Here is a 12818-nt window from a genome sequence, read left to right as displayed (position 1 = left end):
ATATGTAATCCGAATGTTTTGGGAACCTAGGGCCGTCAGGAGGGTTCGTCAAGAGGTCGCGCAGGGATACGATCGCCGCCATGACACCCCCGGAGCCCGCTGAAACCCGGACGACTTCCCCGACGGCAGGACGGTCGCCACAGACGGCCACACTGGCCGAGATCGCGCGGGAGGCCGGCGTCTCGGCGCCGACAGTTTCGAAGGTCCTCAACGGCCGGGCCGACGTCGCGCCCGCGACCCGCGCCCGCGTCGAGGACCTGCTGCGCGCGCACGGCTACCGGCGCCGGCGTGCCGAGGCGAGCCGTTCGCCCCTGATCGACCTGGTCTTCCACGAGCTGGAGAGCGCGTGGGCGATGGAGGTCATCCGGGGGGTGGAGAACGTCGCCCGCGACGCCGGTCTCAGCGTGGTGCTGAGCGAGAGCGCCGGGCGGCTCACCCCGGGGCGCACCTGGGCCGACCAGGTCGCCGCCCGCCGCCCCTACGGGGTCGTCCTCGTGCTGTCCGGGCTCGACGAGTCCCAGCGCGCGCTGCTGGGCAGCAGGTCGATCCCGTTCGTGGTGATGGACCCGGCCGGCGATCCGGGCGCCGACGTGCCCTCCATCGGCGCGACCAACTGGCAGGGCGGGCTCGCCGCGACCCGCCATCTGGTCGAGCTGGGCCACCGCAGGATCGGTGCGATCAGCGGGCCCTCGCGCATGATGTGCAGCCGCGCCCGTGTCGACGGCTACCGGGCGGCCCTGGAGACCGCGGGGCTGCCCGTCGACCCCGAGCTGATCATGGCGGGCGACTTCCACCACGAGACCGGCTACCGCCAGGGCCTGGAGCTGCTGCGCCGCCCGGACCGGCCCACCGCGGTCTTCGCCGGCAACGACCTCCAGGCGCTGGGCCTGTACGAGGCGGCCCGCGAGCTGGGGCTGCGCATCCCGGAGGACCTGAGCGTCGTCGGCTTCGACGACCTTCCGGTGGCCCGCTGGGTGGGGCCGCCGCTGACGACCGTACGGCAGCCGCTCACCGAGATGGCCGAGGCCGCGGCCAAGCTGGTCCTCGACCTGGGCCGGGAGGGCGGCAGCCCGGCGGCGACCCGCGTGGAACTGGCGACGAGCCTGGTGGTGCGGAGCAGTACGGCGCGCTACGACGGGCCGGAGCGGGGCGCCTAGCGGGGCGCCGGGCCGGGTTGTGGGGCGGGTGCGGGCTGGTGGGGGCCGGCCGCGCGGTTCCCCGCGTCCCTGGGTGGGTGACCTCGACGACCTGAGTGCCCGCGCCCCCACTCCTCCGAAGCCAGTCGGTTGTACGGCCGAAAGTTTCGGATGGTCCGTCGCGGACGGCGGTTCGGTGACGCTGGGATGAGAAGTCTGAGATTTTCCGAAGAAAGCCGTCCGGGTGGCGTTCCACGTAATAATTCGGACTTACGTTCCTGCCTGTGACCGGAGACGACGAGGGCAGACGAGTGGGCCGGCGGCCGAGAGTGCTGAAGGCCGTCGGCCTCACCCTGGCGGGTGCGCTGGTCACGGGATGTGCCGCGGCGGGCTGGGCGTACTGGCACCTCAACAGCAACATCAAGAGCGTCGACATCAACAGCGCGCTCGGCGACGACCGCCCCGCCAGGGCGACCCCGACCCCCACGGCCTCGCAGGACGCGCCGCTGCCCACCGAGGCCGTGAACATCCTGGTCCTGGGGTCCGACTCGCGCAGCGGCAAGGAGAACGAGGCGCTCGGCGGCGGCAGCAGCACCGGCGCCCGGTCCGACACCGCGATGGTCGTCCACATCGACGCGGGCCGCACCACGGCCACCGTCGTCAGCATCCCCCGCGACACCCTCGTCACCCGCCCGTCCTGCCCGCTGGAGAGCGGGAGGTCCACGGCGGTGTCGTACGGCTCGATGTTCAACAGCGCCTACGCGGTGGGCGGTCCGGCGTGCGCGGTCAAGACCGTCGAGTCGATCACGGACGTCCGCATGGACCACTACATCGAGATCGACTTCTCGGGCTTCGCGAAGCTGGTGAACGCCCTCGGCGGAGTCACGGTGACCACGGACGAGGACATCGACGACGACGACAGCCACCTGCGTCTGAAGGCGGGCACCCACCACCTGGACGGACAGCAGGCCCTCGCGCTCGCCCGCACCCGGCACGGCATAGGCGACGGCAGCGACCTGGGCCGCATAGGCCTCCAGCAGAAGCTGGTCAAGGCCCTGCTGGAGCAGATCTCCTCGACCAGTCTCCTGACCAGCCCCGCCAAGCTGTACTCCGTCGCCGACGCCGTCACCGGCAGCCTCACCACCGACACCGGCCTCGACTCCCTGGCCGAGCTGACGAGCCTCGGCGAGAGCCTGAAGGGCCTGTCGAGCGACGACGTGAAGACGGTGACCATGCCGGTGGTCACTGCGCCCTCGAACCCCAACCGGGTGGTGGCGAAGGAACCGGCGGCGAGTGAGCTGTGGGAGTCGCTGCGCTGAGGTTCGGCTTGACGTGTCCAGTGAAATGCGGGGCGGCTCCTGCAACCATCGAGCGCCCAGGGATGTCTGTTGCGGTGACCACACTGCAGTAACCAGGGGGAACACAGATGTCCAACTCGCGTATGTACAAAGCATGGTCCGTGCCGCTGATCGCCGGAGTGCTCGCGCTCGGCGGCATTCCCGCCCTCGCGGGCAGCGCCTCGGCCGCCGAATCGAAGGCCGTCCAGGACGACTTCAACGGCGACGGCTACAAGGACCTCGCCGTCGGCGCCCCGACCGCCACGATCGGCGGCAAGCCGGGGGCTGGCTACGTCACCGTCATGTACGGCGGCCCGCACGGCCTGACCAAGGACAACCGCGTCACCATCAGCCGTTCCACCAGCGGCATCCCGGGCGACCCCGCCGCGGGCGAGAACTTCGGCTACCAGCTGTCCACGGGGGACCTGGACGGCGACGGGCGCACCGACCTGATCATCGGTCAGGCCTCCTCGACCCGGGACGCGGTCGTCGTCTGGGGCGCCAAGGAGGGCCTGTCCGGCGGAGTGTCCGTGCCCGCGGCGACCACCCAGGCGGGCGACTTCGACGGTGACACCTGGCCGGACCTGGTCCTGTTCCGCGGCGGCCGGGCCCCGGGCGACGACCCGCTCGGCACCGAGGCCACCGTCTGGCGGGGCCCGATCTCCCGGGACGGGAAGCCGACCGCCGTAAAGGACTTCGGCTCGACCAAGGTGGACCCCTTCGACGTGATGTACGCGGCCGCCGGGGACGTCAACGGCGACGGCCGCGACGACCTCGCGCTGACCGTCTACACCGGCGACGGCGGCGTCGGCTCCCAGCTCTACCTGTCCAACCCCTCCGGAGGCGCCTTCACCTATGCCGCCTCCCCCGAGGGCAGCGGCCAGGTGGCCTTCGGCGACGTCAACCACGACGGCTACGGCGACCTCGTCCGGGGTGTCCCGAACGACTCGACGGTCACCGTGGCCCTCGGCTCGGCCTCCGGTCTGAAGCCGCAGTCGACCTGGAAGTCGTACAGCCAGGACACCGCGGACGTCCCCGGCGGCAAGGAGGAGGAGGACCGTTTCGGCGACGCGGTGGCGGCCGGTGACGTCAACGGCGACGGCTACGCCGACGTGGCGGTGGGCGCGCCCGGCGAGATGCTCGGCGACAAGGCCGGGGCCGGCATGGTCAACGTCCTCTACGGCAGCCGCGACGGCCTGACCGGCAAGGGCTCCCAGGGCTTCACCCAGGACACCGAGGGCGTGCCCGGCGCCGCCGAGTCGGGCGACAACTTCGGCGCCGCGGTCAACCTTCTCGACATCAACGGCAACGCCTACGCGGACCTCGCTGCGGCGGCGCCCCGCGAGAACATGGTCGAGGGCGGGAACAGCGGTGAAGGCGCGGTCTGGTCGCTGCGCGGCCGTCCGACCGGCATCGTGACGGACGCGGCGTTCACCTTCGGCCCCCGCACGGTCGGGGCGCCCATCGAGCGGGCGTCCTTCGGCGGCTCGCTGTCCTAGCAGGTCAGGGCCCTGATTGAGGGGCCGTAAAAAAAACTCCGAAGAAATCCGCGGGGTCTGTCGATCCCGGCCTCTCCCGATCGACGCACTGGTGAGAGGCCGGGAAGGACCGGCCCCGCAGACCGAGGAGTCACCATGCCGCGTTACCTGTCGATGGTCCAGATCGACGAGAAGACCGCCCCCGCCGAGGGCCCCAGCGACGCGCTGATGCAGCGCATGGGCGAGCTGATCGAGGAGATGACGAAGGCCGGGGTGCTGCTCGACACCGCAGGGCTCATGCCGACCGCGCAGGGGACCCGGGTGCGCTGGGAGAAGGGGCAGCTGTCGGTGACCGACGGTCCCTTCACCGAGGCCAAGGAGGTCGTCGGCGGGTACGCCATCGTGCAGGCCAAGGACATGGCCGAGGCGATCGAGTGGACCAAGCGTTTCCTGAAGGTCCACGAGGAGCACTGGACGGTCACCTGCGAGGTGCGGGAGATCGTCGAGGGCTGAGCCCCGGGGGCCGGTACGTCTTCCTTGGCTGCACGGCCGTAACGGTGTCGAATGGGGGGCTGTGACCACCTCACAGCCCTCCCGCACCGACGCCCGATCCTCCGTCGAGACCGTCTTCCGCATGGAGTCGCCGCGCATCATCGCCGGTGTCACCCGTGTCGTCCGGGACGTCGGCATCGCCGAGGAGCTCGCCCAGGACGCCCTGGTCGCCGCGCTGGAGCAGTGGCCGCGCGACGGCGTCCCCGACAACCCGGGCGCCTGGCTCATGGCCATCGCGCGCCGCCGGGCCGTGGACCTGGTCCGCCGCCGGGAGAACTACGCCCGCAAGCTGGCCGAGATCGGCCGGGACCTGTCGGAGACCGTCCCGCCCGAGGAGCCGTCCGACCCCGAGGACATCGACGACGACCTGCTCAGGCTCGTCTTCACCACCTGCCACCCGGTGCTGTCCGCGGAGGCCCGCACCGCCCTCACCCTGCGCCTGCTCGGCGGCCTGAGCACCCCCGAGATCGCCCGCGCCTTCCTCGTCCCGGAGGCCACGGTCGCCCAGCGCATCGTGCGCGCCAAGCGGACCCTCGCCACGAAGAACATCGCCTTCGAGGTGCCCTACGGCCCCGACCGCGAGGCCCGGCTCGGCTCGGTCCTGGACGTCATCTACCTCATCTTCAACGAGGGGTACGCGGCCACCGCCGGCGACGACTGGCTGCGCCCCTCTCTCTGCGAGGACGCCCTGCGGCTGGCCCGCCTGCTGGCCGCCCTGATGCCCAAGGAACCCGAAGTGCACGGCCTGGCGGCCCTGTTGGAGTTCCAGGCCTCCCGCACGGCCGCCCGTACCGGACCGCGCGGCGAACCCGTCCTCCTCAAGGACCAGAACCGCAGCCGCTGGAACCGCATGCTCATCGCCCGCGGCATCAAGGCCCTGGCCCGCGCCGAGACCACCTCCGCCGGGGCGCCGGGCCCCTACGTCCTCCAGGCCACCATCGCCGCCTGCCACGCGCACGCGTACTCCTACGACGAGACCGACTGGCAGGCCATCGCCACCCTCTACGCCCTGCTCGCCGCCCGCGCCCCCTCCCCGGTCGTCGAACTCAACCGCGCGGTCGCGGTCTCGATGGCCGAGGGACCGGGCCCGGCCCTGGAGATCGTCGACGCGCTCGCCGACGAACCCGCCCTGCTCGACTACCACTTGCTGCCGAGCGTGCGCGGCGACCTCCTGGCCCGCCTGGGCCGTACGACGGAGGCGCGGGCCGAGTTCGAGCGAGCGGCCGCGCTGACCCGCAACGAACGGGAGCGGGAGCTGCTGCTGGACAGGGCCACGAGCCTGGGCGGCGGTTCGTGAACCCTTTGACTCCGTAACGCCGACGCACCGGCCGCCCCCGGCGGTCGGCGCACGGTCCGGCCCATCGCCGTCAGGCGGGATGACCCAGCAGCATCGTCGGTGCCCCCGCCACCCGGGTGAGGAACACCGTCACCGCGTTCGGTCCCTGTGGCTTCGGGAGCGCCTTGCGCCGCAGCTCCTCCGGTTCGACGGCCGACCCCCGCTTCTTCACGGTCAGGATCCCGACCTCCCGCTCGCGCAGCAGCGCCTTCAGCTTCTTCACGTTGAAGGGGAGCCGGTCGGTGATCTCGTAGGCGGTGGCGTACGGGCTCGTGTGCAGGGCGTCCGAGGTCACGTACGCGATGGTGGCGTCGACGAGTCCGCCCTCGACCTCCTGCGCCACCTCGGCGACCAGATGGGCCCGGATGACGGCACCGTCGGGCTCGTACAAGTACCGCCCCACGGAACGGACTTCGGGATCGGGCAGCCCCCGGCCCGGCAGCGTTCGCGGGCCCGGCAGCAGCGTCGCCCGCACGCCGCCCGGTGCGGTGCCGCCGAACCAGAGCACCGCCTCCTTCACGTCCCCGCCGTCGGAGATCCACTCCGCCTCGGCCTGCGCGGGAACCGCCTCGTGCGGGATGCCCGGCGCGACCTTGAGCGCGGCGTGCGGGGCCCTGAGCGCCGCCCGCACGGCCCACGACAGGGGCGGCGAGTAGGCCTCCGGATCGAAGATGCGGCCCCGTCCGCCCCGCCGCGCCGGATCCACGAACACGGCGTCGTACGAGGCCGTGTCGACCTCCGTGACGTCCGCCTCCCGTACGTCGATCAGGCCGGCGAGTCCCAGCGCGTCCGCGTTCGCCCGGGCGGCCGCCGCCGTCAGCGGGTCCCGGTCCACCGCGAGGACCCGGATCCCGGCCCGGGCCAGCGCGATCGCGTCACCGCCGATCCCACAGCACAGATCGGCGACCGAGGTGACGCCCAGCGACTTCAGCCGCCCGGCCCGGTACGCCGCCACGCTCGCCCGCGTCGACTGCTCGACCCCGTTCGGTGTGAAGAACATCCGCTCCGCGTCCTCGGCCCCGAACTTCGCCACCGCCCGCTGCCGCAGCCGGGCCTGGCCGAGCGCCGCGGAGACCAGTTCGGCGGGATGCTCGCGGCGCAGCCGGGTGGCGACGGCGAGTTCGTCGGCGGGGGCGGTGCCGCGCACGTCGTCGAGGAGGGCACGGCCCTCGGGGGTGAGGAGGGGGGCGAGGTCGTTCACCGGGTCATTGTGGGCCAGTCGGTGGACGGTCCGCCTCCGAGCGGCGGTGTCGGCCCGGGAGCGACGCCGTGACCTGCGAGGATCCGGCGCCATGGGAACAGTGGGACAAAATGATAAAAATGGTGCGTTGAGGGTGTCGATCCGCGGCGGACTCGTCCTCCTGGCCGTGGCCGCCCTGCTCTCCGGCTGCGCCCGCCCGGAGGGGAGCGACTCCCGGCCGCGGCAACCCCTCAAGGCGCCCCCGGCCCCCGCCGCCGACCTCCAGGCCGACAAGACGCTCATCCGGGCCGCCAGGCTCCGCGCCGAGCAGACCCGGATCGCCACCGCCCGGCGCTGGGGGCTGAAAAGGGTCCCGCTGACGGCCCCGCCCGCGCCCGTGACCAAGCCCCGCATCACCACCCGCCGCGGCTTCGAGGTCGAGGGCCACGAGGAGAAGGGCCTGCCCCCGGTCTTCACCACGATCCCCACCGAGCAGAAGATCGTCTTCCTCACCCTCGACGACGGCGCCGAGAAGGACCCCGCGTTCCTGCGGATGATGAGCGACCTGCAGATCCCGTACACCGCCTTCCTCAGCGGCTACCTGATCAAGGACGACTACGGCTACTTCCGGAAGATGCGGGACAGCGGGGTCGTACTGAACAACCACACGCTCCACCACCCCTACCTGCCCGGGCTGTCGTACGCCCGCCAGAGGCACGAGATCTGTGGGATGCAGGACGTCGTCGAGAGGCACTACGGCGAGCGGCCCGCCCTCTTCCGCCCGCCCTACGGCAACTACAACGAGGACACCCTGCGCGCGGCCAGGTCCTGCGGCATCAGGTACGCGCCGATCTGGAACGAGGAGGTCTTCGTCGACCACTGGGAGTACCGCGAGTGGGACCAGAGGATCCACCCCGGCGACATCGTGCTCAGCCACTTCCGGGGCCGGCAGGACTGGAAGGGCACGATGACCGACATGGTCCGCCGTTTCCTGGACAAGGTCACGGCCGAGGGGTACGCCGTCGCACGACTCGAGGACTACCTGTGAGAGCGCGGACCCTTGTCGCCGCCGGGCTGGCGGCCGTGCTGCTCACCGGCTGCGCCCAGTCCGTCGACCCCATCGAACGGCTCGGGAAGAAGGCGGCCCAGCGGGTGGGGTCGTACGGGCCGGCGAGGGCGGACGGACGGCCGTACCGCCACTGGGGCCTGCCGGCCCCGCTGCCCGCGCCCCCGCGGGTGCCGGCCCGCGCGAGGGCGGACCGCGACGGACTGCCGCCGGTCGTGCGGCGCGTCGAGACGTCCGACAAGGTCGTCTTCCTCACCTACGACGACGGCGCGGAGAAGGACCCGCGGTTCGTCGAGCTCGTCCGTGAACTGCGGCTGCCCGTCAGCATGTTCCTCACGGACAGCGTCGTCGGCCCCGGGTACGGCCACTTCGCGCGCCTGCAGTCGGTCGGCGCGAGCATCCAGAACCACACCCTCGACCACCCCGCCCTGCGCGGCCTGCCCTACACCGGCCAGCGCGCCGAGATCTGCGGCCAGCAGGAGAAGGTGCGGTCCCGCTTCGGCGTCCGGCCGCGGCTGTTGCGGCCGCCTTATGGCACGTACGACCGCACGACCCTGCGCGCGGCGGCCGACTGCGGGCTCTCGGCGGTGGTGCTGTGGAGCGTGCCGCCGGAGGGAGAGACGCGGGGGCTCAGGGCGGGCGACATCGTGTCGATGACGTCGGGACAGGCGACGGGCCCGACCCTGACGGAACGGACGACGGCCGTGCTCCGGGAGATCCAGCGTCGGGGACTGACGGTGGGGCGCTTGGAGGACTACCTGTAAGTGGCAGCCCGTCCGGCGTTTGAGGACGAGGCCGTTCGGGCCGAAGCGGGGGTCTGGGGGCGGCAGCCCCCAGGGACGGTCACCCCGCCCACCCGCACCCGAATTCCGGTCAGCCCGCGCGGCGAATTAGCAGTCCGCTTGACCGAGTGCTAATCACGGTCATAGTCTCGGGTCTGGCACTCCCCCCTGGAGAGTGCCAACACAGCGACGGGCAGGTCCGGCACCCGCGACGACGGATCCACCTGGTCGCCACCTCAGACAGTTAACCCCGTGAGATCTCCGAAGGGGGAGGTCGGATCGTGACGACCACCAGCTCCAAGGTTGCCATCAAGCCGCTCGAGGACCGCATTGTGGTCCAGCCGCTCGACGCCGAGCAGACCACCGCCTCTGGCCTGGTCATCCCGGACACCGCGAAGGAGAAGCCCCAGGAGGGCGTCATCCTCGCCGTGGGTCCGGGCCGCTTCGAGAACGGCGAGCGCCTGCCGCTCGACGTCAAGGTCGGCGACATCGTGCTGTACAGCAAGTACGGCGGCACCGAGGTGAAGTACAACGGCGAGGAGTACCTCGTCCTCTCGTCCCGCGACGTGCTCGCGGTCATCGAGAAGTAGTCCACCTCAAGCACATTCTGCTTGTGAGCTGCGCCCCGGGCCCCCGCCACCTTATGAAGCCGGGCGTCTGGGGCGCAGTTCGTTTCACCCAATTTTTCCGAGAGGGCTGAACCGCTCCCATGGCGAAGATCCTGAAGTTCGACGAGGACGCCCGTCGCGCCCTTGAGCGCGGCGTCAACAAGCTTGCCGACACGGTCAAGGTGACGATCGGCCCCAAGGGCCGCAACGTCGTCATCGACAAGAAGTTCGGCGCTCCCACCATCACCAACGACGGTGTCACGATCGCCCGCGAGGTCGAGATCGAGGACCCGTACGAGAACCTCGGTGCCCAGCTGGTGAAGGAGGTGGCGACCAAGACCAACGACATCGCGGGTGACGGCACCACCACCGCCACCGTGCTCGCCCAGGCGCTCGTGCGCGAGGGCCTGAAGAACGTCGCCGCGGGTGCCTCCCCGGCCGCCCTGAAGAAGGGCATCGACGCCGCGGTCAAGGCCGTGTCCGAGGAGCTCCTCGCGACCGCCCGCCCGATCGACGAGAAGTCCGACATCGCCGCCGTCGCCGGTCTGTCCGCCCAGGACAGCCAGGTCGGCGAGCTCATCGCCGAGGCGATGGACAAGGTCGGCAAGGACGGTGTCATCACCGTCGAGGAGTCCAACACCTTCGGTCTGGAGCTGGACTTCACCGAGGGCATGGCCTTCGACAAGGGCTACCTGTCCCCGTACATGGTCTCCGACCAGGAGCGTATGGAGGCCGTCCTCGACGACCCGTACATCCTGATCAACCAGGGCAAGATCTCCTCGATCCAGGACCTGCTGCCGCTCCTCGAGAAGGTCATCCAGGCGGGTGCCTCCAAGCCGCTGCTGATCATCGCCGAGGACGTCGAGGGCGAGGCCCTGTCGACCCTGGTCGTCAACAAGATCCGCGGCACCTTCAACGCGGTCGCCGTCAAGGCCCCCGGCTTCGGCGACCGTCGCAAGGCGATGCTGCAGGACATGGCGACGCTGACCGGCGCCGAGGTCATCTCCGAGGAGGTCGGCCTCAAGCTCGACCAGGTCGGCCTCGAGGTGCTGGGCTCCGCCCGCCGCGTCACGGTCACCAAGGACGACACCACGATCGTCGACGGCGCCGGTGACTCCTCCGCCGTCCAGGGCCGCGTGGCCCAGATCAAGGCCGAGATCGAGAACACCGACTCCGACTGGGACCGCGAGAAGCTCCAGGAGCGCCTCGCGAAGCTGGCCGGCGGCGTGTGCGTGATCAAGGTCGGTGCCGCCACCGAGGTGGAGCTGAAGGAGAAGAAGCACCGTCTGGAGGACGCCATCTCCGCGACCCGCGCCGCGGTCGAGGAGGGCATCGTCTCCGGTGGTGGCTCCGCTCTGGTCCACGCCGCCAAGGTGCTCGAGGGCGGCCTCGGCAAGACCGGCGACGAGGCCACCGGTGTCGCCGTCGTCCGCAAGGCCGTCGTCGAGCCGCTGCGCTGGATCGCCGAGAACGCGGGCCTGGAGGGTTACGTCATCACCTCCAAGGTCGCCGAGCTCGACAAGGGCCAGGGCTTCAACGCCGCGACCGGCGAGTACGGCGACCTGGTCAAGGCCGGCGTCATCGACCCGGTCAAGGTCACCCGCTCCGCCCTGGAGAACGCCGCCTCCATCGCCTCCCTCCTGCTCACGACCGAGACCCTGGTCGTCGAGAAGAAGGAAGAGGAGGAGCCGGCCGCCGGTGGTCACGGCCACGGCCACTCCCACTGAGCCCAGGCTCGCAAAGGGCCCCGTTCCGCACTCGCGTGCCGGAGCGGGGCCCTTCCCCTTCGCGGGTCACTCCCCGAACGCCCCCAGCTGTTCCATCAGCCCGGCCCGGTCGTACTGCCACCAGCCCTCGCAGATCAACCCGTCCCGGAACCGGTGCCAGGTCATGCCGCTCATGGTGACGTCCTGGCCGGTGGCCGGGATCCCGAGGAAATCGCCCTTGTGCCGGCCGGCCAAGGTCCATCGGGTGCACACCCGGTCGTCCTGGGCGATCTGGTCCTCGACCCGGAAGGCGAGGTCGAAGGCCTGCCGCCACCCGGCGTACACCTGGCGCGAACCCTCCAGGTCCACTTCGCCGGAGTTGGCCGGGTCATGTTCCAGGTAGTCGTCGGAGAACCCTTCGAACACGGCGTCCGTCCCGGCCCGCCCGGCCCGCTCGAAGAACTGCCGTGACGTCGCCGGATTGAGCTGCTCGTCCCGCACCACGTCCAGATCCGTGAAGGTCGGCATCTCGTCGCACAGCGCCAGCATCCCCTGGAAGATCCGTTCGGTCTCCGGCAGTCCCGAATTCCGCATCGCCTCCTCGTACGACGGGAACTCGACGATCTCGACGAAGTGCGACGTGTCGGACCGGTCCTTGCCGACCACCGCGTGCGTCGCGGTCCGCTTCCCCTTGGTCTGCTCGACCCACGTGTCCATCAGCCGGTCCATCTCGTCGAAACGGCTGGTCCTGCAGTCGATGAGCTGCACGAACGTCATACGCGATCACCTCCGGCCCCCCTGGGTCCGGTTCGAACAGCACCATTGTCCGCCTTTTGGGGCCCTACTGCGGCCCGTACTTGCGCCCCGTCCTCGACGTGACCCCGCCCAGCAGACCCCTGGGCGCCACCTTCACCAACCCCATGAGGGCCTTGTACCGCGGGTCCGGGATCGACAGGGTCTTGCCGCGGGCCAGGTCGGTGAGGGCCGCGGCGACCAGCTTGTCCGCGTCGAGCCACATCCAGCCGGGGATGTTGTCCGTGCCCATGCCGGCCCGCTGGTGGAACTCGGTCCGCACGAACCCCGGGCACAGGGCCATCAGCCGGACCCCGCTGCCCGCCAGGTCCCGCGCCGCGCCCTGGGTGAACTGCACGACCCACGCCTTCGAGGCGCCGTACGTCCCGCGCGGCACGAACGCGGCCACCGACGCGACGTTCACCACGCCCCCGCGTCCCCGCTCCCGCATCGCCTCCGACGCCGCCGACGTCAGACGCAGCACCGCCTCGCAGTGCACCTTGAGCATCGTCAGCTCGTCGGCCATGGAGACGTCGAGATAGCGGCCCTTGTTGCCGAAGCCGGCGTTGTTGACGAGCAGGTCGACGGGGGACCTGCGGTCGGCCAGACGGGCGGCGACCGCCTCGATGCCGGGGTCCGTGGCGAGGTCGGCGGTGAGGACCTCGGCCTCGATGCCGTGGCGGTCGTGGAGCTCGGTCGCCTGGTCCTGGAGCCGCTTGGTGTCGCGGGCCACCAGCACCAGGTTGTGCCCGTCAGCCGCCAGCCGTCGTGCGAACGCGGCACCGATGCCCGCGGTCGATCCCGTAATCAATGCCGTTGTCATGGCGCAAGGTTAATGACCGGCA

12 protein-coding genes are annotated in these 12818 nt (G+C 71.0%); 9 read left to right on the top strand and 3 right to left on the bottom strand.

Translation table 11 applies throughout. The features are described 5' to 3' along the window. Positions 1-80: 80 nt before the first annotated feature. The 5 genes from AQI94_RS10735 (at position 81) to AQI94_RS10715 (ending at position 5800) form a co-directional block, all read left to right on the top strand. A complete protein-coding gene (locus AQI94_RS10735; protein WP_031046929.1) occupies positions 81-1157 on the top strand; it encodes a LacI family DNA-binding transcriptional regulator in 1077 nt (358 codons plus the stop codon). A gap of 263 nt (positions 1158-1420) precedes the next feature. Next, positions 1421-2455 carry an LCP family protein gene (locus tag AQI94_RS10730; protein ID WP_078902759.1) on the top strand — a complete coding sequence of 345 codons (1035 nt, stop codon included), beginning with the start codon at positions 1421-1423 and terminating at the stop codon, positions 2453-2455. Between the two features lie 107 nt (positions 2456-2562). Then, positions 2563-3972 (top strand): FG-GAP-like repeat-containing protein, encoded by a 1410-nt coding sequence (locus AQI94_RS10725; protein ID WP_031046935.1) that lies wholly within the window; start codon positions 2563-2565, stop codon positions 3970-3972. A gap of 135 nt (positions 3973-4107) precedes the next feature. Continuing rightward, positions 4108-4464 (top strand): YciI family protein, encoded by a 357-nt coding sequence (locus AQI94_RS10720; RefSeq protein ID WP_031046938.1) that lies wholly within the window; start codon positions 4108-4110, stop codon positions 4462-4464. Positions 4465-4525: 61 nt separating this feature from the next. Beyond that, the gene (locus tag AQI94_RS10715; RefSeq protein WP_031046944.1) at positions 4526-5800 is read left to right on the top strand and encodes an RNA polymerase sigma factor; all 1275 of its coding nucleotides are present in this window, start codon (positions 4526-4528) and stop codon (positions 5798-5800) included. A gap of 70 nt (positions 5801-5870) precedes the next feature. Here AQI94_RS10715 and AQI94_RS10710 read toward each other — a convergent pair whose 3' ends face one another. Beyond that, the gene (locus AQI94_RS10710; protein ID WP_031046947.1) at positions 5871-7040 is read right to left on the bottom strand and encodes a class I SAM-dependent methyltransferase; all 1170 of its coding nucleotides are present in this window, start codon (positions 7038-7040) and stop codon (positions 5871-5873) included. Between the two features lie 91 nt (positions 7041-7131). Here AQI94_RS10710 and AQI94_RS10705 point away from each other — a divergent pair, with 91 nt between their 5' ends. The 4 genes from AQI94_RS10705 to groL all read left to right on the top strand — a co-directional run bounded on the left by AQI94_RS10705 (position 7132) and on the right by groL (position 11202). Beyond that, positions 7132-8067 (top strand): polysaccharide deacetylase family protein, encoded by a 936-nt coding sequence (locus AQI94_RS10705; RefSeq protein WP_051832275.1) that lies wholly within the window; start codon positions 7132-7134, stop codon positions 8065-8067. Further along, positions 8064-8849, top strand: a complete 786-nt coding sequence (locus tag AQI94_RS10700) for a polysaccharide deacetylase family protein (protein ID WP_062229700.1) — start codon at positions 8064-8066, stop codon at positions 8847-8849. Before AQI94_RS10705 ends, AQI94_RS10700 begins: the two co-directional genes overlap by 4 nt. A gap of 299 nt (positions 8850-9148) precedes the next feature. Further along, positions 9149-9457, top strand: a complete 309-nt coding sequence (gene groES / locus AQI94_RS10695; protein ID WP_013001368.1) for a co-chaperone GroES — start codon at positions 9149-9151, stop codon at positions 9455-9457. A 119-nt stretch (positions 9458-9576) separates the two neighbouring features. Continuing rightward, a complete protein-coding gene (groL, locus tag AQI94_RS10690) occupies positions 9577-11202 on the top strand; it encodes a chaperonin GroEL (RefSeq protein WP_031059389.1) in 1626 nt (541 codons plus the stop codon). 66 nt (positions 11203-11268) lie between these two features. Here the strand turns inward: groL and AQI94_RS10685 are convergent, their stop codons facing one another. Together AQI94_RS10685 and AQI94_RS10680 are read right to left on the bottom strand one after the other, a co-directional pair. Next, the gene (locus AQI94_RS10685) at positions 11269-11958 is read right to left on the bottom strand and encodes an ester cyclase (protein WP_031059387.1); all 690 of its coding nucleotides are present in this window, start codon (positions 11956-11958) and stop codon (positions 11269-11271) included. Between the two features lie 64 nt (positions 11959-12022). Beyond that, positions 12023-12796, bottom strand: coding sequence for an SDR family NAD(P)-dependent oxidoreductase (locus tag AQI94_RS10680; protein ID WP_031059385.1), 774 nt, complete (start codon positions 12794-12796; stop codon positions 12023-12025). Positions 12797-12818 lie beyond the last annotated feature (22 nt).

The sequence above is a fragment of the Streptomyces pseudovenezuelae genome (assembly GCF_001513955.1).
In the GTDB taxonomy this organism is placed as follows: domain Bacteria; phylum Actinomycetota; class Actinomycetes; order Streptomycetales; family Streptomycetaceae; genus Streptomyces; species Streptomyces pseudovenezuelae.
This window is presented reverse-complemented; position numbering and strand designations above follow the sequence as displayed.

Coding starts and splice junctions, on each gene's coding strand:
- AQI94_RS10720 (WP_031046938.1), top strand. CDS start 4,108: ATGCCGCGTTACCTGTCGATGGTCCAGATCGACGAGAAGACCGCCCCC.
- AQI94_RS10725 (WP_031046935.1), top strand. CDS start 2,563: ATGTCCAACTCGCGTATGTACAAAGCATGGTCCGTGCCGCTGATCGCC.
- AQI94_RS10685 (WP_031059387.1), bottom strand. CDS start 11,958: ATGACGTTCGTGCAGCTCATCGACTGCAGGACCAGCCGTTTCGACGAG.
- AQI94_RS10735 (WP_031046929.1), top strand. CDS start 81: ATGACACCCCCGGAGCCCGCTGAAACCCGGACGACTTCCCCGACGGCA.
- AQI94_RS10705 (WP_051832275.1), top strand. CDS start 7,132: ATGGGAACAGTGGGACAAAATGATAAAAATGGTGCGTTGAGGGTGTCG.
- AQI94_RS10680 (WP_031059385.1), bottom strand. CDS start 12,796: ATGACAACGGCATTGATTACGGGATCGACCGCGGGCATCGGTGCCGCG.
- groL (WP_031059389.1), top strand. CDS start 9,577: ATGGCGAAGATCCTGAAGTTCGACGAGGACGCCCGTCGCGCCCTTGAG.